The organism is Nonomuraea angiospora, assembly GCF_014873145.1.
GTDB lineage: Bacteria > Actinomycetota > Actinomycetes > Streptosporangiales > Streptosporangiaceae > Nonomuraea > Nonomuraea angiospora.
The window spans coordinates 10187887-10212132 of record NZ_JADBEK010000001.1 but is presented as its reverse complement, the minus strand read 5'-3'; the positions used below and the strand labels follow the sequence as shown (position 1 = coordinate 10212132).

The following is a 24246-nucleotide window of genomic DNA, read 5'->3' as shown; positions in this document are numbered from 1 at the left end:
TGCGCATCCACGGCCTGGACAGCACCACCGCCTGGCCGCGCAACACCCCGGCGCGCACACCCACCTGCACCTGCACATCACCGCCGGGGCCACGTGTCCGCCAGTGGCACGCTTCCATCCGGAAGTGCACGCCCATCGAGCGGCCATTGCGCGTCTCTCCGGCGCACGCGTCACCCAGGCGCGTCCGCCCTCCCGCGCCTGGCGAGCACCGATGCGGCGCGATCCGGTGCGGCCGCAAATCGACCAGGGTTACCAGCGACCCCCCAGCTCGTTGAGGGTGAACACCCCTCCGGCACGGTTGTGGAGCGGCTCAGAAAGATCCGGCTCCCCCAGCTCGGCGATGCGCGCCGCCGCGTGGGGTTCGGAGGAGTCGCGGGACTCGTACCCGATGGCCTTGGCCTCCTCCAGCGACCACCACCGCCGCGCGTTGTCCGAGACCCCCCACACCACGTGGTACCCGGGCGCGGTCAGCGCCGCCTCGATCAGCCGGGCCAGGTCATCAGGCGAGATCCACGTGGCCAGCCCGCGCGTGTCGCCGGGGGCCTCGTTGCAGGTGCCGAGCCGGACCACGGTGACGTTCATGCCGAAGCGGTCGTGGTACAGGCTCCCGAGCGCCTCCATGACGACCTTGCTCACTCCGTAAAAGGTGTCAGGCCGGGGAAAGGCGTAGTCGGGCAGGTCGGAGCCGTCAGCGGGCCGGGTGTGGTAACCGGCCGCGTGGTGGCTGCCCATGAGCACCAACTGCTGGACGCCCTCCTCGCGCGCCGCCTCCAAAAGCACTTGCGTGCCGTTGATGTTGGCCTGCACGATGTCCGCCCAGGGATGTTCCCGGCTCTGGCCGCCAAGGTGGATCACCGCGTCCACGCCCTTCATCGCCTCGGCCACCGCGGCCGGGTCGGCGAGGTCGGCCGTCACCCACTCCTCGCCGGGGCCCGGCTCGATCGGGTGAAGGTCGGAAAGCCGCAGCGTGCGGCCGTCACGGGCGAGCCGTGGGCGGAGCAGCGTGCCAACTTTTCCAGCAGCTCCGGTCATAAGAATGCGCATGTCTCATGGTGTACACGATTCTGGCCGAAATTCACATCCTTGAATATTGACCGTGAACCATGCAAGTAGTTACGTTCACAGCCACGAGTTCAAGTCCACGACTCAAGTCCACGTATGTGAACGGGAGGCGGTCTGATGTCACGTCGTCTGCTCGGGGTCGCGGTGACAGCGACCCTGGCCGTAACGCTGACAGGCTGCGGCTCCGGGGGATCAAGCTCAGACAACGCTCTGGAGATCTGGATCAGGCAGGCGCCCGATTCCGACTCCGCCAAGACGGCGGTGAAACTCGCCGACGCATTCACGAAGGCCAGCGGGGTGAAGACGAAAGTCGTCGCATTATTCGACGACTTCGAGACCAAGCTGAACCAGCAGGCCGCCCAGAAGAAGCTCCCCGACATTGTGATCAACGACACCGCCCAGCTCGGCAACATGCACTCGCAGGGCTGGCTGCGCGAGGTCGACAAGGCCGCGCTGGCCGGCGGTGACAAGCTGTCCGAGCGCGCGTGGGTGGCCGCCACGGGCAGCGACGGCAAGTTCTACGCCGCCCCGTTCTCCGCCCAGGCCTTCGCGCTGATCGTACGGAAGGACTGGCGCGAGAAGGTCGGCCTGGAGCCGCCGAAGACCTGGGACGACCTGGCCAAGCTGGCGCAGGCGTTCACCGAGAAGGACCCCGACGGCAACGGCCAGGCCGACACGGCGGGCTTCGTCATCCCGGCGGGCACCAAGCGCGGCTACGCCTCCTGGTACGCCTCCTCCCTCATCTACGCCAACGGCGGCGACTTCATCAAGAGCACCGGCGGCGGCCACTTCCAGGCCACGGTCAACGACCCCAAGACCGTCGAGGCCGTCCAGTACCTGCAGGACCAGTTCTGCAAGACCAAGACCGTCAACCCCGGCGCCGTGAGCAACGACACGACCGTCACGCACGAGGTGTTCGAGAAGGGCCAGGGCGGCATCTACCTGGTCGGCCCGTACGTGCTGGCCAGGTTCGTCAAGAGCGTCGGCACCGACAAGATCGAGGTCCTGCCCCTGCCCAAGGGCCCGTCCGGCGGTCCCGGCACCCTCGGCGAGGGCGAGAACGTCTACATGATGGCCGGCTCCGACCAGCAGGACGCGCAGAAGAAGTTCGCCGAGTTCGCGATCTCCCCCGAGGGCCAGAGGATCGGCATGAACAAGGACGCCAACGGCGCCATCGTCCGCCTCCCCGTCAACACGCAGGTCGACATGGCCGCCGAACGGCAGGATCCGCGCTGGAAGGTGTTCCAGGACGCGTACGCGAACGCCGTCTACGCCCCGCCCGTGCCGAACTGGGCGCCCATCCGCCAGGACTCGGCCGACACCATCAACGCGGTCTGGGCCGACTGCTCCTCCAACGTCAAGGCGGCCATGGACCAGCTGAACACCAAACTCACCCAGGAACTCCAGAGCCAGAAAGCGTCATGACCTCGACACTGACCGAGGCGCGCAGCCGTACGGCGACCCCCCACCGCCGCACCAAGCGGGTGCGGTGGCGGGGGCCGCTGGTCGCCTGGCTGTTCCTGGCGCCCGCGCTGCTGCTGTTCCTGTACTTCAAGTTCATCCCGATGTTCGTGGGCCTGTGGAAGAGCTTCTTCAAGGTCCAGACGTTCCTCGGTGACGAATGGCTGGGCCTGCAGAACTACCAGACGATCATCAGCGACGCCGACTTCGCCGCGGCCATCTGGCACAGCGTCCTGCTGGCGCTGGGCACCACGGTCGGCTCGCTCGTCCTGGGCCTGGGATTCGCGCTGCTCATCGAGGGGCCGGCACGCTACCTGTGGTTCGTGCGCACCGCGGCCTTCCTGCCCGTCGTCACCACGATGGCGGCCGTGGCCGAGGTGTGGCGGATCATGTTCCACCCGGCCCCCAGCGGGATGCTGAACGTCATCATCGGCTGGGTCGGCATCGATGCCCAGCCGTGGCTGGCCAGCGAGCACTCCTCCCTGTGGTCGATCATGCTGATGAGCATCTGGCGCGGCACCCCGTACGACATGATGATCTTCCTGGCCGGGCTGGTCGGCGTCGACCGCACGCTCTACGAGGCCGCGGCCGTGGACGGCGCCTCCACCTGGCACCGGCTGCGGCACATCACGCTGCCCGCCCTGCGGCCGGTGTTCTGGATCCTGTTCACGCTGGCCGCCATCCGCGGGCTGCGGGTCTTCGTCGAGGTGTACGTCCTGACGAACGGCGGTCCGAACGGGTCGTCCGAGGTGCTGATGACGCTCATCTACAAGCTCGGGTTCCAGAAGAACGACCTGGGTGTGGCCTCGGCGGGCGGGATCGTGCTGTTCCTGGCCACGCTGGTGCTCACCCTGGTCGCGCAGATGCTGCGCAGGAGGCAGGCGACATGAGGTTCGACAGCGCGCTGGGGCTGGAGTCACGCAAGGGGCCCCTGGCCGTCGGCGGAAAGGTCCTGATTTATGGCTTTATGGTGGTGGTTTTCACCGGGCCGCTGGTCGGGCTGCTCGTCAGCGCCTTCAGCAAGACGCTCGACCCCACCTCCTTCTCCCTGTGGCCGGACGACTTCACGCTGGAGAACTTCGTCCAGGCCAAGGAGAAGAACGTCTACCTCTACCTGCTGAACTCCTTCATCGTCGTCGGCTTCGGCCTGCTGCTGCAGATGCTGGTGAGCGTCTTCGCCGCGTACTCGCTGGCCCGCAAGAAGTTTCGCGGCATGACGTTCGTGCTGCTGCTCATGCTCACCACGATGATGCTCCCCGAGGAGATCATCGCGATCCCCCTCTCGCTGGTCCTGGCCGACATGCCGCTGCTGCACGTGAACCTCATCGGCACGTACGCGGGCATGATCCTTCCGGTCGGCGCCTGGGGCTTCTCCATCCTGGTCATGACCGAGTTCATGAAGGAGGTGCCGGTCGAGTTGGAGGAGGCCGCGCGCATCGACGGCGCGGGCGAAATGCGGATCTTCGCCACCATCATCCTGCCGCTGTGCCGTCCCGCGCTCGGCGTGATCGGGGTGTTCGGCTTCACGATGATCTGGGACCAGTACCTGCTGCCCCTGATCGTCGCGCCCGAGTCGAGCATGTGGACGCTGCCCATCGCGCTGCGTTCGCTCCGCTCGGACGAGGAGGTGGGGATCGGTGTGCTGTTGGCCGCCTCGCTGCTGGCGCTGCTGCCGTCGATCATCGCGTTCCTGGCCTTCCAGCGGCAGTTCATGCGCGGTCTGACAAGCGGTGCCATCAAGGGTTAAGTGTCCACGTATCTGGACGCTATCCCATATCCTGGATGTCAACCCGCAGCAGTAGATGGGATGAGTATGGAGCCTCAGCTGGTCAAGTCCGCGGAGCGGACGGTGCGCATCCTGGAGGCCCTGGCCGATTCGCACGACAGCCTGACGCTGTCGGAGCTCCAGCAGCGCACCGGGTTTCCGCGCAGCAGCCTTCACGCCCTCATGCGGACGCTGGTCGAGCTCAACTGGGTCGAGACCGACTCGGCCAGGTCCGCGTTCGGGATCGGGCCGCACGCGCTGCTCACCGGCACCGCGTACCTCGACAAGGATCCCGCGCTGCCGTTCGCGCAGGAGACCTTGGAGGACCTGCGGGCAGAGATCGGCCAGACCGCCCATTTCGCCCGCCGGGACGGCGCGCACGTGCTCTACCTGGCCACCCGCGAGTCCCGCGAGGCCGACCACGTCATCCCCCGGGTGGGCCGGCGCCTGCCCGCCCACGTCACGGCGCTCGGCCAGGTGCTGCTCGCCCAGCTCACCGACGACGAGGTCATGGCCATCCTGCCCGAGCCGCTGTCCTCGCTCACCGACCACACCATCACCGACCTGAACAAACTGACCGGCGAGCTCGACCAGGTCCGCACCCGCGGCTGGGCGTACGAACGCGAGCAGGGCACCCCCGGCCTGGCCTGCGTGGCCGTGGCGGTCGACTACCGCATCCCGGCCACGGACGCGATCAGCTGCTCGATGCCCGCGAGGCTGGCGCCCGCCGAGGTCGAGCGGATCACCGAGGCAGTGATCAAACACACCCGCAAGCTGGCTGCCACTCTCCGCAGGGAGGGCATCCGCTAGAAAGGACCGTCGATGCGGCTGGATGGTGTTCTCTTCTTCCCGGTGACCCCCTTCAAAGCCGATGGCGACCTCGCCGAACCCGTGCTGGCCCGGCACGTCGCCGACGGAGTCGCCGCGGGAGCGGGAGGAGTGTTCGCCGCGTGCGGCACCGGCGAGTTCAACGCCCTCGGCCTCGACGAGTACACCCGGGTGGTGGCCGTCTCCGTCGCCTCCGCCGCGGGCCGCGTCCCCGTCTTCGCCGGCGCCGGCGGCCCGCTGCCCGCCGCCAGAGCCACCGCCCGCGCGGCCGCCGCCCAGGGCGCCGACGGGCTGCTGCTCATGCCTCCCTACCTGGTCAGCGGCCCGCCCGCGGGCCTGGTGCGCTACGTACGCGAGGTGGCCGCGACCGTCGACCTGCCGATCATCATCTACCAGCGCGGCACCACCCGCTTCACCCCCTCAGCCGTCGCCGAACTCGCCGAGGTGCCCAACATCGTCGGCTTCAAGGACGGCCTGGGCGACTTCGACCTGCTGCAACGGATCATCCTCACCGTCCGCCGGTCCACCGACAAGGACTTCACCTTCTTCAACGGCCTCCCCACCGCCGAACTCACCGTCCCCGCCTACCGCGGCCTCGGCGTGAACCTGTACTCGAGCGCGGTTTTCGCCTTCGCACCCGAGATCTCCCTGGCCTTCTACAAGGCGGTGACGGGCGGGGACGAGGTGCTGACGCAGCGGCTGCTGACCGACTTCTACCTCCCGCTGGTGGAACTCCGCGACCTCGTACCCGGCTACGCGGTCTCGCTGGTGAAGGCGGGGGCGCGGTTGCGGGGGGTGGAGGTCGGAGGCGTACGCCCACCCCTGCTGGACCCGACCCCCGAGCACACGGCCTGCCTGGAACGCATCATCACCAGCGGCCTATCCATAGCCGGCACCTAACCCCCAAGGCCAACCCCTCACCACCAACGCCGCCGCGGTGGCCGCCGGCCACCGTGCGGGCGGCCCGCCCCAGGCCCACCGCCACCCCAAGCCAACCTCCCGACCGCCACCCCAGGCCGACCCCCCGACCGCCACCCTGGGCCGACCCCCCGACCGCCACCCTGGGCCGACGCCCAACCGCCACCCTGGGCCGACGCCCAACCGCCACCCTGGGCCGACGCCCAGCCCCAGAGCCGAGGCCAACCCACCTCAAAGCCAACCCCCAGCCGTCATCCCAGGCCCCCAAGCGCCACGACAGACCGACGGCACCCTCTAAGCCCACGCCTGAGGTCAACTCACCTCAAAGCCCAAGCCCAACCCCCGCCCCAGACCAGCGCCGAACTCCCACCCGCGACAAGCCAGCGCCCTGCCCACCTCAAGGCCAGCGCCTGACGCACGCCAAGCCGACGCCTGACCCCACCTCAACGCCTGACCTTCGCCTCAAAACCGACCCCCACCCGGCCTCAAGCCAGCACTCAGCCCCCCACCCAGGGCCAGCGCCAAACCCCCACCCCGACCTCACCCCGGAGCCGACGCCGACGGCCAGCCCACACCCGGGCCAACGCTCGACCCCCACCGCCCAGCCAACCGGGCCCAGCCGAAGCGCCCCGCGACGCCCCATGGCCGCCTCTCGGCCCACGACCGACCAGCCAGCCTCACCGCTGGCCAGTCAGCCGCACGAAACCATCGCCACGAGCCCGACGGCCGGCACCATCACGGCGTCAGCCCGCGAACAGCACCATCACCCCACTTCGGGAGTGACCCGCTCACACCTCCAGACGACCGTCAACCCTCCGCGGAACGGACAGCGGGTTGTCGTCCTTGAGCTCGTCCGGCAGCAGCGCCTCCGGCCAGTCCTGGTACGCCGTGGGCGCCAGCCACCGATCGATCGCCGTCGCCCCGACCGAGGTGGAGGTCGTGGTCGCGGCAGGCCAAGGACCACCGTGCTGCATCGCCCAGCACACGGCCACCCCGGTCGGCCACCCGTTCCAGATGAGCCGGCCGGCCTTCCTCCCCAGCACCTCGACGACCTCGCCGGCCTCCTCCGGATCGGTGCCGTGGACGGTCGCCGTCAGCGACCCTTCCAGCCGCTCAAGCACGGGCCGCAGATCGGAAATTTCCCGATACGTCACCACAATCGACGCAGGCCCGAAGCACTCCTCGGCGATCCGCGGCAGCTTCTCCTCGAACGTGTCGAGATCGGCGGTGAACACCTTGGGCGTGACCGCCCAGCTCCCCTCCCCGGCCTTGCCCTCGGCCAGCAGTTGCAGCTCGCCCAGCCGCTCGACCCCGCCGAGGTACCCGTCCCTGATCCGCTCGGCCAGCATGGGGCCACCGCTGGTCCCCTCGACCGCCTCCGCCAGGGCCTTGCGCAGCTCGTCGCCCTCGGGCACGAACATGAGCCCGGGGTTCGTGCAGAACTGCCCGACCCCCAGCGTCAGCGACCCGGCGAACCCCGTGGCCACGTCCTTGGCCGGCGCGGAGGGCAGCACGACGACGGGGTTGACGCTGCCCAGCTCGCCGTAGAACGGGATCGGCACCTCCCGCTCGTCGATCAGGCGCTGGATCGCCTTGCCCCCGGCCACGGACCCGGTGAACCCGGCCGCGACCACCCCGGGGTGCTGCACCAGATCGATCCCCGCCTGCATGCCCTGCACCAGGCCCAGCAGGTCGGGGTACGGGAGCGCGCCCCGAACGATCTTCGCCACCCGCTCGGAGGTGTTCGGGTGCCCGGGGTGCGCCTTGACGACCACCGGACATCCCGCCGCGAGCGCGGACGCCGTGTCACCGCCGGCCACCGAGAACGCGAACGGGAAGTTGCTGGCCGCGAACACCGCGACGACGCCCGGCAGCGCGTGCTTCATCCGCCGCACGTCGGGCCGGGGCGGCGTGAGCGAGGCATCCGCATGATCGATGATGGCCTCGACGTAACCGCCGTCCCTGAGGACCTGGGCGAAGAGCCGGAACTGTCCCGCCGTACGCGCGACCTCGCCGCGCAGCCGTACCTCGCCGAGCGCGGTCTCCTGGTCGGCGAGCTGCCACAGCTCGTCCACGTGAGCGGTGAGCGCATCGGCGACGGCCTCGAGCGCGAGCGCCCGCTCAGCCGCCGGAGTCGCCCGCCAGGCAGCGCCTGCGGCGGCCGCGGCGGAAACGATCAAGTCGACCCCGGCACTGTCGGTCTCCGGCAGTGCGGCGCCAACGGTCTCGCCGGTCCTGGGGTCGTGTCCGTAGATCATCGAAAGGCCCTTCCGAGCTTGACACTTCTTCAGCTTGATTCTTACAGTTGCGGCAACTTGTCCACAAATCTGGCTATTGTTCACATATCTGGACGGCGGTCTAAATGATCATCAGACAGATCCATGTCATGCCTGTCGCCTTCCGGGATCCGCCACTTCTGAACGCCGCCGGAGTCCACGAGCCGTGGGCCCTCCGTACCATTGTCGAGGTCGTCACCGATGAGGGCCTGACCGGGTTGGGGGAGACCTATGGGGACCTCGGGCACCTGGGCAAGGTACGCGAGTGCGCGCAGGCCCTGATCGGCCTCGACGTGCACGCCACGAACACGATGTACGCCCGGATCAGCGCGATCGTCGGCCACACGGTGACCGACCTGCACGGACTGACCGGTGTCGCCACCAAGGAGAAGAGCATCGACCGGGTCTTCTCCCCCTTCGAGGTGGCCTGCCTCGACATCCGGGGCAAGGCGGCCGGTGTCCCGGTGAGCGAACTGTTGGGCGGCCGTGTCCGGGATGCGGTGCCGTACAGCGCGTACCTCTTCTACAAGTGGGCGGGCCACCCCGGCCAGGACCCCGACCGGTTCGGCGCAGCCTTGGACGAATCGGGTCTCGTAGAACAAGCGTCCCTCCTCATCAAGGAATACGGCTTCGAGTCCATCAAGCTCAAAGGCGGCGTTTTCCCTCCCGACCAGGAAATAGCCGCAACCCGCGCGCTTCACGAGGCATTCCCCGGGGTGCCCCTCCGCCTGGACCCGAACGCCGCTTGGACGGTCGAGACCTCGATCCGCGTGGGCCAGGAGTTGGAGGGCACTCTCCAATACCTGGAGGACCCCACTCCCGGCATTTCCGGCATGGCGGAAGTGGCCGCCGCCGTCCCCATGCCGCTCGCCACGAACATGTGCGTGGTCACCCATGAACACCTCCCTCCCGCCATCGCATCCCGCGCGATCGGCGTACTCCTCCTGGACCACCACTACTGGGGCGGACTCGTACGTTCCGCGCATGTCGCCACCTTGTGCGACACATTCGGCCTGGCGCTGTCCATGCACTCCAACTCCCATCTCGGGATCAGCCTGGCCGCCATGACCCATTTGGCCGCCGCCACACCGAACCTCACGTTCGCGTGCGACACGCACACCCCCTGGCAGGACGGCCAGGACGTGGTCGCGCCCGGCGTCCTGCGCTTCGTGAACGGCGCCGTCCCTGTGCCCACCGGCCCCGGCCTCGGCGTCGAGCTCGACCGCGACGCGCTGGCCGTCATGAACGAGCAGTACGAGAAGTGCGGGATCTCCGCCCGCGACGACACGAGTTACATGCAACGCTTCGAGCCCACCTTTTCCGCAAGGAGACCGCGCTGGTGAACGTGGCCTACGTCTACCCCTGGGACATCGTCGGCGACCCCTCCGCCCCCGACCGCCTGGCCGGCCTGGGCGTGGAGGCGGTAGCTCTGGCAGCGAGCTACCACTCGACGAGAGCCGCCACGCCTTACCACCCGTCCCACCGCGTACTCGACGTTCCCTATCCGGCCTTCTACCTCCCGGTCCGCCCGTCGTCCTGGTCCCGCCTGGTCCCCGCGGCCCCCACCTGGACCCCGCAGGACGCGTACCTCCAGGCCCGAGACGCCCTGAAGGCGGTCGGCCTCCAGGTACACGCCTGGACCGTCCTGACTCACAACTCCCACCTCGGCACCGCGAACCCCGACTTGGTCGTACGCAACGCCTTCGGCGACCCGTACCCGTACGCGCTCTGCCCCGCCCACCAGGACGTCCTGGAGTACTGCGAGCACCTGGTCGAGGAGATCCTCACGGTAGGCGAGCCGGACGGCCTCATCCTGGAGGCCTGCGGCCCCATGGGCTTCGGCCACCAGAGCGTCCACGAGAAGACCTCCGGTGCGGATTGGACGTCCGCCGACTCAGACCTCCTCTCCCTGTGCTTCTGCACGGCCTGCGCCGACCGCTATCCCGCAGCCACCCGGGACAGAGTCCGCGCCGCCATAGACCGCACCCACCCCACACAATCCATCTCCGGAGCCCCCACCAGCACCACAGGGCCCGACCCCACCACGCCCAGCAACAGGGCTGGCACCACGACCTCCAGCACCACCACGACCGGCGACACGGCTGGCACCACAATCTCCAGCACCACCACGACCGGCCCTACCACGCCCAGCAACACCACAACCGTCAAGGCGAGCTACACCGCAGCAGCATCCGACACCACCACGGTCGGCGCCGCGACTCCCAGCACTCAACCACTCACGATCGAACAGGCTCTCGGCGAGCTGACCGACGAGGTACGCGCCGTTCGCATAAACCTGTCCGACTCTCTCCGCCATCGCCTGATCGCCGTCGCCCGTAGGACCGCCCCCAACACCCCCATCACCCTGCACGCCAACCCGAACCCCTGGGCAGCAGGCGCCTTCGCACCACTGCCGTCAGGCGAGCCGGGAGCAGACGTGCTGGTGGCCAACTGCTGGGGCGACCCCGCCACGGACGCCGCCCGCCTCGCCCAGCTCAAGGACCTGTCCACCCCCGGCCAGCGAATTGGCGCCTACGTCCTGGCTCTCCCCCCTCGTCCGGCCGATGCCACGGTCCTGGCCGACCAACTCCGTACGTACGCCAAGGCAGGCGCGACCGAGTTTCACCTGTACCACGCCGGCCTGGCCTCCCCGCAGCGCCTGGCCGCCATTACAGAGGCCCTACGCCAGCACGCCTAACGCGACAAACCCAGCCACTCGAACTCCCGCCGAGAACCGAACTCCACAAACCAGGGCCCTGCGCAATGCGTGGGGCCTTGAGCGCTGAGGCCCCACCGCAGCTAAGTTTCCACATGTGACCGATGTGCGAATTGTGTATCGAAAGTACGGCGGAGCGCTGCACTGGAACCACCCCGGCCGGCTGCTGGGCGAGGACGAACACGGAGTCTGGGCGGAAGTCCCCGGTGGAACGGTCGCCCGCAAGGGCGAGGGCCCACCGGTCACGTGGGAGACCACTGCGATCATGCTTTTCCCTCGAAACGCCTGGTGGACTGCATCGTTCAACACACCACCCCATCGGAGCGAGATCTACGTCGACGTCACGACCGTCCCCGAGTGGAGAGACGGCGAGGTGACAATGCTCGACCTCGATCTCGACGTCATCAGGATGCGAGACGGCCGGCTCATCCTCGACGACGAAGACGAGTTCGCCGAACATCAGGTCCTCCTGGGCTATCCCCCCGAGCTCATCGCCCAGGCAGAAGCTACTGCCCGCTGGCTACTCGACGCAGTAGGCCACAGAAAGGGCCCATTCGGCGGCGCCCACCTCGATTGGCTCGCCAGAACCACCTGACATCACCCCAGCACCCTCCCCACCAACTCACGAGAACCCACACCGCAACAAAGCCACCAATATCGCCCAACAAAACGCTGATAGATCCAACATCAATCCGCAACTCAGCACCGATACAAACGAGTTCAGCCCGCCGCGGAAACGAGCCCGCTCTCATACGCCGCAATAACAAGCTGTGCCCGATCCCGGGCCTCCAGCTTGGCCAGCAACCGAGTGATATGAGTCTTCACGGTAGCCAAACTCACCTGAAGGTATTCCGCGATCTCTCCATTGGACAAGCCCCGCGCGATCAACATCAGGACCTCACGCTCCCGCTCAGTAACTCCGTCCAACCCCTTCACCCGAGGCAGAACAGGTGTCCGCGTGAACTCCTCAATCAACCTGCGTGTAACCGTAGGCGCCAGCAAGGCTTCCCCGCTCGCGACCACGCGAATAGCGGCGAGCAGATCCGCAGGCGGCGTGTCTTTCAGCAGGAATCCGCTAGCCCCAGCCCTCAGCGCATCATAGACGTAAGAATCGAGGTCGAACATCGTCACGACAAGGACTCGCGAAACATCCCGCAGGCGCCGAGCGGCCTCGATCCCATCCATTTCAGGCATTCGAACGTCCATAAGCACGACATCCGGCCGCTGCTCCAAGGCAACAGTAACAGCCTCCGCCCCGGTGGCCGCCTCGCCGACAACAGCCAAATCCGGCTCGGAGTCCACAAGCACTCGAAAACTTCCCCTGAGCAACGCCTGATCGTCGGCGATAACAACTCGGATCACGAAACCTCCTCGTAAGGCAATTCGGCGAAAACACGAAACCCTCGTCCAGAAAGGCGCCCGGCTTCAAACGTCCCGCCGTACATCATGACCCGCTCCCGCATCCCGATCAGGCCGTGCCCGGTGCCGGCACCAGACGACGTACGACCGCCAGTCCCGTCATCCACCACCTCGATCCGTACTTTCCTGCCATCGGCGACCACGGACACCCGGCAGCGAGCGCGCGCGGCATGTTTGATGACATTCGTCAGCGCCTCCTGCACGATGCGATAAACCGACAACCCCACACCCTCAGGCATCCGCCCTCGCCTGTCGGGCCCTCCTTCTCCGCCTCCATCGCCGTTCCCGATCCGCACTTCGAGCCTGACCTCGATCCCCGCCAACCGAGCCTGCGCCACCAGCCCTTCTATCCCTGCCAGGCCGGGTGCGGGGACAAGATCGGGCTTGGACGAAGATCGAAGCACACCGAGCAAATAGCGCATCTCAACCAGTGCGCTCCGGCTGGCCGTCTCGATCACACGCAGCGCGTCATGCGCCTCATCCGGCCTGGTCGCCATCACATGATTGGCCACGCCGGCCTTGACGGCGATCAATCCCACACTGTGCGTGACCACATCGTGCAGCTCGCGAGCGATCCGTAAACGCTCCTCCGTCACCGCCTGCGATGCCAACCGCTCAGCGTCGCGGGCCGCGTAGAGCCTGCGCTCCTGCACGGCCCGGCCGACCGTCCAAGCGCCGCCCAGCGCTGCGATCCCCATGAGTGGCTGGTCAAAATGCAACAGCCATCCCGGAGCGGTGTCACGCGGCGCACCTGCTAGAGCCAGGCCGAGGACCGTGACCAGGCTCAACCCGCCAATGGCCGACGTCGGGACCACAGCCCCGAATCTGTCGGAGAGGGCGACTATATAAAGCGCGTACGCAGGCGCGAGGTAGGCGAACCCCACGGCGTCGACCAGCGCGGCGAAGATGGCGACCACGAGCGTGAAGCAGAAGACGGGCAGGGGCCACAGTCTTCGCAGCCCCAGGGGCAGCCCCAGCCAGAAAGGGATGGCGAGCCTCATCCAGGGCGGCAGCGCGGTGGCGTTCACCGCTACCGTGAAAGAAACAAAGGCAAAGCACATCCCCGCCGCCAGATCGAGCATGATCAGCTGGCCACGGCTCAATCGCCTGGCGAAGAAGGGATGGGTGTCGTCCACGCGTTGAACGGTAGCCGCTGCGGCTGCCTCCTCACGTCAACCCAGGGTCTGACCTTGAGATTCGAACCGTGGTCCGACGCGCGGGCGGCCCACCGTCCCGCATCCTTTACGGCGTGATCGAACTCCAGCACCTCACGAAGCGCTACGGTGGCACCCTCGCCGTGGACGACCTGTCGTTCAAGGTCGAGCCGGGTCACGTGACCGGCTTCCTCGGCCCGAACGGCGCGGGCAAGTCCACCACGATGCGCCTGATCCTCGGCCTCGACGCCCCGGCCTCGGGCCGGGCACTGGTCAACGGGCGCCGATACACGTCGATCGCCAGGCCGATGCACGAGGTGGGCGCCCTCCTCGACGCGGCTGCCGTCCACGGCGGCCGCAGCGCCTACAACCACCTGCTGTCCCTGGCCCGCACCAATGACATCGGCCCGACGCGAGTGGCCGAGGTGCTCGACCAGGTCGGCCTGGCAGGCGTGGCCCGAAAACGGGTGGGCGGGTTCTCGCTCGGCATGAAACAGCGGCTCGGCATAGCATCGGCGCTGCTCGGCGATCCGGCCGTGTTGATGTTCGACGAGCCGGTGAACGGCCTGGATCCAGATGGCGTGCGCTGGATCCGCGACCTCATGCGTTCTCTGGCCGCCGAAGGTCGCACGATCCTGCTCTCCAGCCATCTGATGAGCGAGATGGCCCTCACCGCCGAGCGCATCATCATCGTGGGCCGCGGCAAGCTGATCGCCGAGTCCACCGTCGCGGAGCTGACAGCGCGCTATCCCTCGCTCGAAGACGCCTACATGGCCCTGACCGCCGGCAGCGTGCAGTACGGAGCGTCCCGATGAAGGCGGTGCTCTCCTCCGAATGGCTGAAGCTGCGTTCAGTGACCTCCACCTACCAGACGCTGGGTACGGCGGCCCTCACAATGCTCCTGGGCGTGGCATGGACCCTCTACGTGAGCGGCCTGGCCGACGAGCGAGGCGAGCTGCGGGCAGCGGCCCCAGAGCAGGGCTTTCTCCCGCTCGTCCAGATCAGCCTGGCGGTGCTGGGCGTGCTCGCGATCACTTCCGAGTACGCCACGGGGACGATCAGCACCAGTCTGATCGCCGTCCCGAAACGTGGCACATTACTTCTGGCCAAGGCCGGCATCGTCGGCCTGGCCACGTTGACAGCTGCGAACGCGATCCTCCTGGTCACCTATTCGGCGAGCCGCTTGATAGCAAGCGGCCATGAGCTGGGCTTCAACAACACCTCAATCACCGACGACTTGCCAATGCTGCTCGCTTCTGGCTTGTCGGTGACTGCCCTGGCATTGGTAGGCCTCGGCCTCGGCACCGCGATCCGCTCAACAGCGGGAGCAATCGTCTCGATCGTGGCATTGCTGTTCGTGCTGCCAGGTGTCGTCAACTACTTGCCCCCGCCCTGGAATACCCGTGTGGCCACGCTCCTCCTACCGAACCTCGTCCCCCAAATAGCCGATCAGCGCCTCTCCTCGCGCCTGGGCGACGGTCTCCTGCCTCCTTGGGCCGCACTAGCCGCCCTCCTCGCCTACCCCCTCATCGCCCTCGCCATCGGCTACTACCAACTCAACCGAAGAGACGTCTGAGCGAGCCCTTCCCTTTCCAGGACGAACACCACAGACGCCACCGCACAAACGAAACAAGCTCATATAGAGCGTCCACGCAGGCGCGCTCCCACAGGAGCCGAAATACCTGCAGAAACATCCGGCACCAGGGGTGAAACGAACATCCCCCACACCCCGATCGAGCAGCCCCAGACGCACTCTCACCACAGAAGCGCAGCAGCGAAGCCCGCTCTACCACTGGTGTGCGGACAGCGAAGCCCGCTCTACCCACAGGAGCAAGGACAGCAAGACCTGCTTCCGCCACACGAGCAGCCAGTTAACGAACGCTCTCCCCCGCAGGCCGCACGGCCCTTCAAGCATCCCCACACCAAGCACCAAAGCACCATGAATGGCCCCGCGACAGCAGGAACAAGCACAATTCCTGCCCGCAAAGGGACGCTTGCATGAGCATTCCCCAGCAGCGGGAGAGCCACTTGCGTGAGCGTCCCCAGCGGAGCGGCAGCATGTTCCCGCTCAAGCGTCTTCCGTAAGCGCTATAAGGACGACCGCACGAGGATCCGCACCATCACCTAACCGAACGGTCCCGCACCACGGCAATGGCCCTGGGAACGCAAGGCCGCACGGACGCTCCTGCCCTAGAAACAGGCATAACGGAGCATTTCTCTCACGAACGGACCATCACATGACCACACTCATCCGAAGAATGGGTACCCGCATCGGCATCCTCAGCTCGGAGCGGACGGAAGCATGAGCGTTCTCACCTCGGAATGGCTGAAGGTACGTTCCCTCCGCTCCACGCACCTGATTCTCAGCCTCAGCCTCGGCACGGTTGTCTTGGGGTTCTCACTCGCCGTGATGGCCGCCAACATGTATGACACCGCCCCTGCCGCCCAGCGACCCGGCGCCCGGATCGCGGACCTCGAGGAGGTGATCGCGATCGTGCCCCAACTGTGCATGGGCATTCTGGGCACGCTTGCCATCACTTCCGAATACGTGACCGGCCTGATCAGAACGAGCTTGACCATCGTCCCGCGCCGGTGGCCCGTCCTCGTCGCCAAATCCGCCATTGTCGCGGCGCTGGGCCTGATCACCGGCTTGGTGACAGTCTTCGGCACCTACTTCGTCACCCGATGGGTGATAGGCGACCGCTTCTCCGGCGCGTACACCGACGCTTTCATGGACCGACTGCCGCTCCTCGCGGCCATCAGTCTCACAGTGCCCACATTCGCGCTGCTCGGCTTGGGCTTGGGCGCGCTCTTCCGCTCAACCGCCGCCTCGATCGCCACCTTGGCCAGCCTCGTCTACGTGATCCCCATGATCATTGGCAACATCCCGGAGCCATGGAGTGAACGTCTTGGCTCTGTGATGATCGGCGCGCTTCCCCGCGAGATCACTGGCGACCTGATCACCACATCGGTATACGGCTCACTCCTGCCTCCCGCAGCCGCCGCCGCGGTACTGGTCGCGTACGCGGCGCTTCCATTGGCAGGGGCCATGTGGCTGGTAGGCCGGAGAGACGCCTGAGATGCCCGCCCCGGAGCCTACGATGCCACCACCCCATCACCACATCGGTATATGGCTCCGTCCCGCAGCCGCCCCCGCAGTACTGATCGCATACGCGGCGCTTCCATTGGCAGGGGCCATGTGGCTGGTAGGCCGGAGAGACGCCTGAGATGTCCACCTCGGAGCCTACGATGCCACCACCCCATCACCACATCGGTATATGGCTCCGTCCCGCAGCCGCCCCCGCAGTACTGATCGCATACGCGGCGCTTCCATTGGCAGGGGCCATGTGGCTGGTAGGCCGGAGAGACGCCTGAGATGTCCACCTCGGAGCCTACGATGCCACCACCCCATCACCACATCGGGCCGAGCGCCACTTCCCGGCTCAGACGCGCTTGGCAATTCATCCGCCGCATCATCGGGCTCCCAGAGGTACGCCGCGACACTGTCGCAGCGGCGCCCACAGGCCAAGCAAGCATGCCGGCTCACCGCGCGGAGGCGTCGGCTGGATCCGTGGGCTCATGGTTTCCTGGCAAACCGAGAAGGAGCAGTCGTCCGCAACATCCCGATCCGACCAGCACACGCCGTCGGCCTGCCCCGCACGAAAGCGCCAAGAGTGCCCAACCCTCTCCGACGGCCGGCAACGCTCAACGAATCAGGTCACTCACAACACCGCCGCTCCTTCGCAGGCGCGGTTCCTGCCGGCCCTTTGGGGCACCCACCAGCACAAAGCCCCCGGTCCCACTCACGAGTGGAAGGACGGCCGGAACATCAGGGACAGCTAGGAAGAGCACGGACTATAGGGCCAGGGACAGTGAATGCCCAAGCTCACAGCAGCCACCCAGAACGGCGAACGACGCCACACCACTCAAACCACCTGCGTCCACTCGATGGACGGCGAGAGCAGCAAACCCTCAGCTCACCAGCGGCCACCTGGAATGGCGATGGCACCGAACCGTGAACACCGACTGCGCCCGCGCAGAGGGGCGGCGGCGCCAAGTCCCTCGAATCGCTAGAGGCTGCTTCGAAGGGCAAGGCCACCAAGCACTGACCGGCATTCATCCCGGAGGGCGACACCACCGAGTACTACCGACGACCGGCACTCCCCGGACAGCTAGACCACCAAGCACTACCGACGACCGGCACACATCCCGGAGAGCGAGACCATCGAGCCCCCGTGACGATCAGCACCCACCCCGAAGGGCAGGGTCACCGGAACCCGCTGACCACCGGCGCCCCAGAGAGGCGACACCACCGCATCACCCAGGCCGGTAGTGCTACTAAGCCGGAGGGGCGAAGGCACCGAGTCGCCCGGCCTTCCGTCGGCCTCCCGAACGAGCGGGCGACGTGGTCAGACGCCCGTCCCGCACCTGCTCCCCCGAAGGTACGGCAGACGAACGCGCCTGCCGTACCGTGGGAGAGCTCAGACCTCGAGGATCACAGGGATGATCATGGGGCGGCGGCGATAAGTGTCGCTTACCCAGCGTCCCACCGTACGGCGGACCACCCGTCGGATCTCCTGCATGTCGACCACCCCGTCTGCGGCCTTCTCCGCGAGGGCTCGCTCGATCTGCGGGATGAACTCCTCGAACTGGGCGGGGTCGATGCCGGAACCACGCGCGTGGATCTCGGGGCCGGCGGTGAGCTTGCCCGTGTTGGAGTCGACCACGACGACCACCGAGATGAATCCCTCGTCGCCGAGGATCCTGCGATCCTTCAACGAGGTGTCGGTGATCTCGCCCACCGACGAGCCGTCGACGTAGACGTACCCGGCGTGAACCGCACCGACGATCTTCGCCCGGCCGTCGACCAGGTCCACCACGACGCCGTCCTCGGCGATCACGATGTGGTCCTCGGGCACGCCCGTGAGGGCGGCCAGCTTGGCGTGCGCCCGCAAATGACGCCACTCGCCGTGAACGGGCATGAAGTTCGACGGGCGGGTCAGGTTGAGCACGTACAGGAGCTCGCCGGCGGCCGCGTGGCCGGAGACGTGCACCTTGGCGTTGCCCTTGTGCACGACGCGGGCGCCCCACCTGCTCAGCCCGTTGATCACCTTGTTGACCGCGGTCTCGTTCCCCGGGACCAGCGACGAGGCCAGCAGCACGGTGTCGCCCTCGGCGATGCGGATCGGATGATCGCGGTTGGCCATCCTGGACAGCGCGGCCATGGGCTCGCCTTGAGAGCCGGTGCAGATGAGCACCACGTCCTGCGGCGGCCACTCCTCGATGTCGCGCGAGTCGACGATCAGCTCCGGCGGCACCTTGAGATATCCCAGGTCGCGGGCCACGCCCATGTTGCGCACCATCGAACGTCCGACCAGGGCCACCTTGCGGCGGTGTTTGGCGGCCGCGTCCATCACCTGCTGAATGCGGTGCACGTGCGAGGCGAAGCTGGCCACGATGACCCGCTGTTCGGAGGTGCGGATCACCTCGTCGATGACCGGCCCGATCTCGCGCTCGCTGGTGACGAACCCTGGTACTTCGGCGTTGGTCGAGTCGGACATCAGCAGGTCGACGCCCTCGGTCCCGAGCCTGGCGAAACCGCCGAGGTCGGTGAGGCGGCCGTCGCTCGGCAACTGGTCCATGCGGAAGTCGCCGGTGTGCAGGACTATGCCCGCAGGCGTCCTGATGGCGACGGCCAGTGCGTCGGGGATCGAGTGGTTGACCGCGAGGAACTCGCAGTCGAACGGCCCGAAGACGTGCCGTTCGCCCTCGATCACCTCGATCTTGGTCGGTTGGATCCTGTGCTCGGTGAGCTTGGCCTCGATCAGGGCAAGCGTGAGCTTCGATCCGATGAGCGGGATATCGCGCCGCTCGCGCAGCAGGTACGGCACCGCCCCGATGTGGTCTTCGTGGGCGTGCGTGAGCACCACGGCTTCGATGTCGTCGAGCCGGTCCCTGATGTATTCGAAGTCGGGCAGGATGAGGTCGACACCCGGCTGATCGGGCTCGGGGAAAAGTACCCCGCAGTCGACGATCAGCAGGCGGCCGTCGTATTCGAAGACGGCCATGTTCCTGCCGATCTCCCCCAACCCGCCGAGCGCGACGATGCGCAGGCCGCCGTCAGGCAGCACCGGCGGGGGACCAAGCTCAGGATGCGGATGGCTCATGCCTGGCCCCCACGGTCAGATCGTGTTCTCAAAACTCCCGGTTCCTCCCCGTTCCTATGCGTCTGTCAACTTCACCCCGCCGGCTACCAGGCAAGCACGCAGCTCGGCGATTTGCGTCTCTGTCGCGTCCACGAGCGGCAGTCGTACCGAACCCACCGGTACGCCCACCATGCTCAGTGCCGCCTTTGCCATGATCGCGCCACCGGCGCGCAGCATGATCCCGTCTACCACGGGGGCCACCTGGCTGTGTACGGCCAGGGCCTGGGAGACCTCGCCGTTCTTGTGCAGGTGGATCATGCGCGCCAGCTCGGCTCCCACCACGTGCCCCACGACGCTGACGAACCCGGCCGCCCCCAGGGAGAGCCACGCCAGGTTGAGCAGGTCGTCGCCGGAGTAGAAGGCCAGATCGGTCGCGCTCATCACCTGACTGGCGGCGAACAGATCGCCCTTGGCGTCCTTGACGGCCACGATGCGTTCGTGCTGCGCCAGCCTCAGCAGAGTCTCGGTCTTGATCGGCACGCCGCTGCGTCCCGGAATGTCGTACAACATCACCGGAAGGTCGGTCGCGTCAGCGACGGCGGTGAAGTGCTGGTACAGCCCCTCCTGAGGGGGCTTGTTGTAATAAGGCGTCACCACCAGCAGACCGTGCGCGCCCGCACGTGCCGCCTGCTTCGCGAGCTCGACACTGTGGCGGGTGTCGTTGGTGCCCGCCCCTGCGACCACAGTCGCACGATCGCCCACTGCCTCGAGGACGGCGCTGACGATGCGCTGCTTCTCCTCGTCCGACGTGGTGGGCGACTCACCGGTCGTCCCGTTGACGATCAAGCCGTCGTTGTGCTGCTCATCCACCAGGTAGACGGCAAGACGTCGCAGGGCCACATAATCGACCTCGCCGTCACGAGTGAACGGCGTGACCATGGCGGTCAACATGCGGCCGAAGGGCGCGTCTGTGGTTCCAGTTGGCGATGCCATAGTGCGAACGCTACCTGGATTCAGAAATCCATTGGACGCCGCCACCCCGCTTTGCCTGCCTGGAGCCGCTTTTTGTCCCCTTTCGCGGGCATCTCAGAGGCTTCCCTGACGACGACAACCATCTCACCTGGCATCGGAACCCGGGTTGCATCCCGGGGGTGGTGTGCGAGTTCAGCTGGTTCCGGGCGTGGCGTCGCGAAAAGGACGACGGCTGCCCGATATGCCCATCGCAGCCAAAGCGCCCGTGGGGCTGGATCGCGTGCCGCACCCCACCGCCACAGCCGATAGCAGCACCGGCATCCCGACCTTCCCCACCGCGGTCAAAGCAAGCGTGGGACTGGATCGCGTGCCGCACCCCACCGCCACAGCCGATAGCAGCACCGGCATCCCGACCTTCCCCACCGCGGTCAAAGCGCCCGTGGGACTGGATCGCGTGCCGCACCCCACCGCCACAGCCGATAGCAGCACCGGCATCCCGACCTTCCCCACCGCGGTCAAAGCACCTGTCACGCCCGCATACGACCGCCGCAGCCGCGCCAGGTCGCGGTGGGCGCTGTGGGTGGCGGTTGCGGCCGCCGCGCCCAGCACGGCCGAGTGGCCGCCGGCTTCCGTGATCCCGGTGCGTGTCCCATGTCAGCCCATGGGTCAAACCCTGGCGGGAAGCGCTCATCCACATCATCACTGTCAGCCCACGACCCTTGGCAGGAGGCATCTGGCAGTTGTGAGGGACTTCCCCGCCCTGACAGACGCCCCAGAGGAGCCCAGCGGGCCGTTACGCTCCCCTAGCTGCCGTGGGCGAGCCTGGTTGCGCATAGTTGCACCGGGTCACGTCGGGAGGTCCCAACTAAGACAGCTCGATCTGGTATCTGATGAAACCTCGATTCTCAGCCACCTTGTCGTACAAGCTCCGCGCCGTCGCATTTGACTCATGCGTGTTCCAGTACACGCGGGAGCAGCCGCGTTCCCGGGCCCAAGCGGTCACAGCTTCGATCAGCGCGCGAGCCACGCCTCTGCCTCGGGCGTCTGGAGCGGTGAACAGGTCCTGGAGGTAACAGACGTCGGTGTCGGGCGCTGAGGTGTTCGCGTGGGTGAAGAAGTGTGTGATGCCGACGAGCCTGCCGTCCAACCTCGCGCCGAAGGCGTGCAGGCGGGTGTCCGCCCGGAACTCCTGCCACGCGCGGTCGTACATCTTGTCCGGTTCGACACGCTGATAGAAGTCGATGTACGCGCGGAACAAGTCCTCCCAGACATCCCGATCGGATGGAAGGAGCTTGCCTATGTCGATCATGAAGTTTCCTCTTGCTTGGACATCTTCGAGGAGCGCAGGTCAGCAGCTGTGGCTGGGCGCGGCAACGCGGGACATGTCCTGTTGAGTGATTGATGTCGGAGTCAGTGCCGCCAACGTAGGGAAAAGTGGTCCAGTGAGGTACGGCCACTCCGTGGCGATATAAGAAGACCACTTGTGCCTGGCGGTTGACCGCCAGGCGAGCTGACGTGGGCTGCGGTGCGTGGGAGGCATGTGGGAGGCATATTGAACAGCAGTTCGCCCCACGCACGTCCGGAACAGCAGGCACCGCCGCAGACCTCGAACGGCAACGCATCCATCGCGGCGCGCGGCGTCGCCTCGCGCGCCCGCCCCCGCCGCGAATCGCTGAAGCCCACCACACGACTCGAACGGCGAGGCACCTATTGCGCAACCGGAAGGTCAAGCGTCTATGCGGCTCCCGAACGGCCACGCATCCACCCACATTCCAAGGCCACGCCGCCATCCCGGCCTTCTCAAGGCAGCGTGGTCGCCAAGGCGCCTCACCAGCCAGGCCTCCTCAACCAGGCCACGCAGCCATCGCGCTTCCCTGACCCACAGCTCCGCAAGCACCGCATGGCAGCCTCACCCAGGCACCTCACCAGCCAACAACTCACCAGCAAGGCGCCCTGATCGGGCATCGCGGCCGCCATGGGCCTGGACTGGCCGCCTATCGCATGGCTCACAAGGCAGCTGGCCATGACCCCATGTGGGTGGCCATCTGGACCCCGTGGCCGCTGTAGCCGACGGAGTAGTGCATCCCGTCCCGTACGCCGGCGTCATCCCAGCCAGGCCGCCTCACGCGGAGCTGCGCAGCCGCCACGTTCCAGGCCATACCCACCACCGGACTCCAACGGCTGTGCATGCCCGCACGAGAGCGCACCCGCGGGCTCGCTTGGAAGTTCTGCCCATCGCGCGCCTCTCGAGGTAACGTGCGGACAGGCATCTCACCGGTCAAGATCACCCAGGAAGCAGCACGGCCAGTGCATGCTTCCGAGGTCTACGCGCATCGCAGGTCTCGACCGACGACGTGCCGGCCAGATGGTACGGATGCGGCCAAAGGGCCAGGTCAGGGCGCTGCCGCAGCCCCAAGTGCGCGAAATGGAAGAGGCCGCCGATATGTGCTCGGGGGTACACACATCGACGACCTCTACCGGAGAATCGGACCGTCTTACACCGGCGTTACAGGGTTTCTCCGATAATTTTCTGCCATCGCAAAGTTGGGGCTCCAACGCCCATCGATGACGGTCGGTTACCTGCCGAATACGGCAACATGGGGCAACGCCTCACACGAACCCCCAGGGATGGACTAGTGGCCACCTCAGATCCGGTCTACCTGCGTGTCGTCGAAGACATTCGGCGGCAGATCACCGACGGCACCCTTCCCCCAGGCGCGCCGATCCCATCACGAGCGCAGCTGACCCGTAAATATCAGGTCGGGGAGACCGCCGCCCGGCACGCGCTACGCGTGCTCGCGGGCGAAGGCCTCATCATCGGCCGCGTGGGCTCAGGCCATTACGTCAGGGAACGCCCCGACCTGACCCCGCTCTACCGATGGCGCTTTCTCGATCACCCTGCCCCGTTCGCGGCCGACCTGCAGTCACAGGGCAGACGCGTGACATGGGACTGGCACAGCGAACCAACCGAAGCAGGGCCCGACATCGCCAGACGCCTGCGCCTCAGCGAATCAACCACGCTGACCAGAACGCACTACATCTTTCGCGGCGAGGGCCGGCCGCTGCAGCTCGCCACGTCGTACGAGCCGCTGGAGTTCACTCCCCACTCCGAGGAGGAGCGGCGGAGCCTGGTGGCCAGGATGTACGCGCACGGCATAAAGATCACCGAAGTCGTCGAGAGCGTGCACAGCCGGGTTCCGCGCCCCGCGGAGAGCGACGCGCTCGATCTTGCGGCGGGCGTCCACGTGCTGCACATCGAGCGCACCCACTGGGCAGGTGACCGTCCCGTCGAGACGAGCGACATCGTCGTTCCAGGCGACCGGTTCAGAGTCACGTACAGCATGCCCGTCTGATCTCTCGGACGCGGACGTCTCCGGGCGAAGCCCCTTCTCGCCCGGAGCCCCCTCAGCCGAGTATGGCGGCGATCGCCTCCTCAGCGAGCGCGGGGCCGGTATCGATGGCGCGGTGAGCCTCCGCAAGGCGCTCCAGCGGGTCATTCGGTCCGCGGTCAGGCGTATTTGCCCTGACC

General features: G+C 67.0%; 18 protein-coding genes and 1 pseudogene. 12 read left to right on the top strand and 7 right to left on the bottom strand.

What is annotated here, in order from left to right:
- Positions 1–249: 249 nt before the first annotated feature.
- Positions 250–1044 carry an NAD-dependent epimerase/dehydratase family protein gene (locus H4W80_RS47155; protein WP_225964051.1) on the bottom strand — a complete coding sequence of 265 codons (795 nt, stop codon included), beginning with the start codon at positions 1042–1044 and terminating at the stop codon, positions 250–252.
- 135 nt (positions 1045–1179) lie between these two features.
- Between H4W80_RS47155 and H4W80_RS47150 the strand changes: the two genes are divergently transcribed.
- The 5 genes from H4W80_RS47150 (at position 1180) to H4W80_RS47130 (ending at position 6016) form a co-directional block, all read left to right on the top strand.
- The gene (locus H4W80_RS47150; protein ID WP_192791011.1) at positions 1180–2487 is read left to right on the top strand and encodes a sugar ABC transporter substrate-binding protein; all 1308 of its coding nucleotides are present in this window, start codon (positions 1180–1182) and stop codon (positions 2485–2487) included.
- Positions 2484–3413: a carbohydrate ABC transporter permease gene (locus H4W80_RS47145; protein ID WP_192791010.1), complete on the top strand. Its 930-nt coding sequence runs from the start codon at positions 2484–2486 to the stop codon at positions 3411–3413. Before H4W80_RS47150 ends, H4W80_RS47145 begins: the two co-directional genes overlap by 4 nt.
- A complete protein-coding gene (locus H4W80_RS47140) occupies positions 3410–4270 on the top strand; it encodes a carbohydrate ABC transporter permease (RefSeq protein ID WP_192791009.1) in 861 nt (286 codons plus the stop codon). Before H4W80_RS47145 ends, H4W80_RS47140 begins: the two co-directional genes overlap by 4 nt.
- A gap of 66 nt (positions 4271–4336) precedes the next feature.
- On the top strand, positions 4337–5098 hold the full coding sequence (locus H4W80_RS47135; protein ID WP_192791008.1) for an IclR family transcriptional regulator: 762 nt from the start codon (positions 4337–4339) through the stop codon (positions 5096–5098).
- Between the two features lie 12 nt (positions 5099–5110).
- Positions 5111–6016, top strand: coding sequence for a 5-dehydro-4-deoxyglucarate dehydratase (locus tag H4W80_RS47130; protein ID WP_192791007.1), 906 nt, complete (start codon positions 5111–5113; stop codon positions 6014–6016).
- A gap of 806 nt (positions 6017–6822) precedes the next feature.
- On the opposite strand, the gene H4W80_RS47125 is transcribed toward H4W80_RS47130, so the two are convergent.
- The gene (locus H4W80_RS47125) at positions 6823–8292 is read right to left on the bottom strand and encodes an aldehyde dehydrogenase (NADP(+)) (RefSeq protein ID WP_192791006.1); all 1470 of its coding nucleotides are present in this window, start codon (positions 8290–8292) and stop codon (positions 6823–6825) included.
- Between the two features lie 128 nt (positions 8293–8420).
- On the opposite strand from H4W80_RS47125, the gene H4W80_RS47120 reads away from it, so the two are divergent.
- The 3 genes from H4W80_RS47120 (at position 8421) to H4W80_RS47110 (ending at position 11621) form a co-directional block, all read left to right on the top strand.
- On the top strand, positions 8421–9653 hold the full coding sequence (locus H4W80_RS47120) for a glucarate dehydratase family protein (protein WP_225964050.1): 1233 nt from the start codon (positions 8421–8423) through the stop codon (positions 9651–9653).
- Positions 9650–11008 (top strand): glycoside hydrolase family protein, encoded by a 1359-nt coding sequence (locus H4W80_RS47115; protein WP_192791004.1) that lies wholly within the window; start codon positions 9650–9652, stop codon positions 11006–11008. The genes H4W80_RS47120 and H4W80_RS47115 overlap by 4 nt, the downstream gene beginning before the upstream one ends.
- 115 nt (positions 11009–11123) lie before the next feature.
- Positions 11124–11621, top strand: coding sequence for a DUF402 domain-containing protein (locus H4W80_RS47110; protein WP_192791003.1), 498 nt, complete (start codon positions 11124–11126; stop codon positions 11619–11621).
- 125 nt (positions 11622–11746) lie between these two features.
- On the opposite strand, the gene H4W80_RS47105 is transcribed toward H4W80_RS47110, so the two are convergent.
- Together H4W80_RS47105 and H4W80_RS64040 are read right to left on the bottom strand one after the other, a co-directional pair.
- Positions 11747–12388: a response regulator gene (locus tag H4W80_RS47105; protein WP_192791002.1), complete on the bottom strand. Its 642-nt coding sequence runs from the start codon at positions 12386–12388 to the stop codon at positions 11747–11749.
- Positions 12385–13581 (bottom strand): sensor histidine kinase, encoded by a 1197-nt coding sequence (locus H4W80_RS64040; protein ID WP_318787383.1) that lies wholly within the window; start codon positions 13579–13581, stop codon positions 12385–12387. The genes H4W80_RS47105 and H4W80_RS64040 overlap by 4 nt, the downstream gene beginning before the upstream one ends.
- A 113-nt stretch (positions 13582–13694) precedes the next feature.
- Here H4W80_RS64040 and H4W80_RS47095 point away from each other — a divergent pair.
- The 3 genes and pseudogenes from H4W80_RS47095 to H4W80_RS47085 form a co-directional block, all read left to right on the top strand.
- Positions 13695–14348 (top strand): annotated as a pseudogene (locus tag H4W80_RS47095) (ABC transporter ATP-binding protein); the annotation flags it as partial.
- 62 nt (positions 14349–14410) lie between these two features.
- Entirely contained in the window at positions 14411–15175 is a 765-nt protein-coding gene (locus H4W80_RS47090; protein ID WP_192791000.1) for an ABC transporter permease subunit, read from the top strand.
- A gap of 726 nt (positions 15176–15901) precedes the next feature.
- A complete protein-coding gene (locus H4W80_RS47085; protein ID WP_192790999.1) occupies positions 15902–16678 on the top strand; it encodes an ABC transporter permease subunit in 777 nt (258 codons plus the stop codon).
- Between the two features lie 1402 nt (positions 16679–18080).
- On the opposite strand, the gene H4W80_RS47080 is transcribed toward H4W80_RS47085, so the two are convergent.
- The 3 genes from H4W80_RS47080 to H4W80_RS47070 all read right to left on the bottom strand — a co-directional run bounded on the left by H4W80_RS47080 (position 18081) and on the right by H4W80_RS47070 (position 22026).
- The gene (locus H4W80_RS47080; RefSeq protein ID WP_192790998.1) at positions 18081–19766 is read right to left on the bottom strand and encodes a ribonuclease J; all 1686 of its coding nucleotides are present in this window, start codon (positions 19764–19766) and stop codon (positions 18081–18083) included.
- Between the two features lie 54 nt (positions 19767–19820).
- Positions 19821–20738: a 4-hydroxy-tetrahydrodipicolinate synthase gene (dapA, locus tag H4W80_RS47075; RefSeq protein WP_192790997.1), complete on the bottom strand. Its 918-nt coding sequence runs from the start codon at positions 20736–20738 to the stop codon at positions 19821–19823.
- Positions 20739–21582: 844 nt separating this feature from the next.
- Complete coding sequence (locus H4W80_RS47070) at positions 21583–22026, bottom strand: GNAT family N-acetyltransferase (RefSeq protein ID WP_192790996.1); 444 nt, start codon at positions 22024–22026, stop codon at positions 21583–21585.
- A gap of 1327 nt (positions 22027–23353) precedes the next feature.
- Here H4W80_RS47070 and H4W80_RS47065 point away from each other — a divergent pair.
- A complete protein-coding gene (locus H4W80_RS47065; RefSeq protein ID WP_192790995.1) occupies positions 23354–24070 on the top strand; it encodes a GntR family transcriptional regulator in 717 nt (238 codons plus the stop codon).
- Positions 24071–24246 lie beyond the last annotated feature (176 nt).

What these genes read in the sequence shown, in the direction of transcription:
- H4W80_RS47150 (WP_192791011.1), top strand. Translation starts at nt 1,180, where the DNA reads ATGTCACGTCGTCTGCTCGGGGTCGCGGTGACAGCGACCCTGGCCGTA.
- H4W80_RS47140 (WP_192791009.1), top strand. Translation starts at nt 3,410, where the DNA reads ATGAGGTTCGACAGCGCGCTGGGGCTGGAGTCACGCAAGGGGCCCCTG.
- H4W80_RS47120 (WP_225964050.1), top strand. Translation starts at nt 8,421, where the DNA reads ATGCCTGTCGCCTTCCGGGATCCGCCACTTCTGAACGCCGCCGGAGTC.
- H4W80_RS47135 (WP_192791008.1), top strand. Translation starts at nt 4,337, where the DNA reads ATGGAGCCTCAGCTGGTCAAGTCCGCGGAGCGGACGGTGCGCATCCTG.
- H4W80_RS47155 (WP_225964051.1), bottom strand. Translation starts at nt 1,044, where the DNA reads ATGCGCATTCTTATGACCGGAGCTGCTGGAAAAGTTGGCACGCTGCTC.
- dapA (WP_192790997.1), bottom strand. Translation starts at nt 20,738, where the DNA reads ATGGCATCGCCAACTGGAACCACAGACGCGCCCTTCGGCCGCATGTTG.
- H4W80_RS47090 (WP_192791000.1), top strand. Translation starts at nt 14,411, where the DNA reads ATGAAGGCGGTGCTCTCCTCCGAATGGCTGAAGCTGCGTTCAGTGACC.
- H4W80_RS47070 (WP_192790996.1), bottom strand. Translation starts at nt 22,026, where the DNA reads ATGATCGACATAGGCAAGCTCCTTCCATCCGATCGGGATGTCTGGGAG.
- H4W80_RS47130 (WP_192791007.1), top strand. Translation starts at nt 5,111, where the DNA reads ATGCGGCTGGATGGTGTTCTCTTCTTCCCGGTGACCCCCTTCAAAGCC.
- H4W80_RS47125 (WP_192791006.1), bottom strand. Translation starts at nt 8,292, where the DNA reads ATGATCTACGGACACGACCCCAGGACCGGCGAGACCGTTGGCGCCGCA.
- H4W80_RS47080 (WP_192790998.1), bottom strand. Translation starts at nt 19,766, where the DNA reads ATGAGCCATCCGCATCCTGAGCTTGGTCCCCCGCCGGTGCTGCCTGAC.
- H4W80_RS47085 (WP_192790999.1), top strand. Translation starts at nt 15,902, where the DNA reads ATGAGCGTTCTCACCTCGGAATGGCTGAAGGTACGTTCCCTCCGCTCC.
- H4W80_RS47145 (WP_192791010.1), top strand. Translation starts at nt 2,484, where the DNA reads ATGACCTCGACACTGACCGAGGCGCGCAGCCGTACGGCGACCCCCCAC.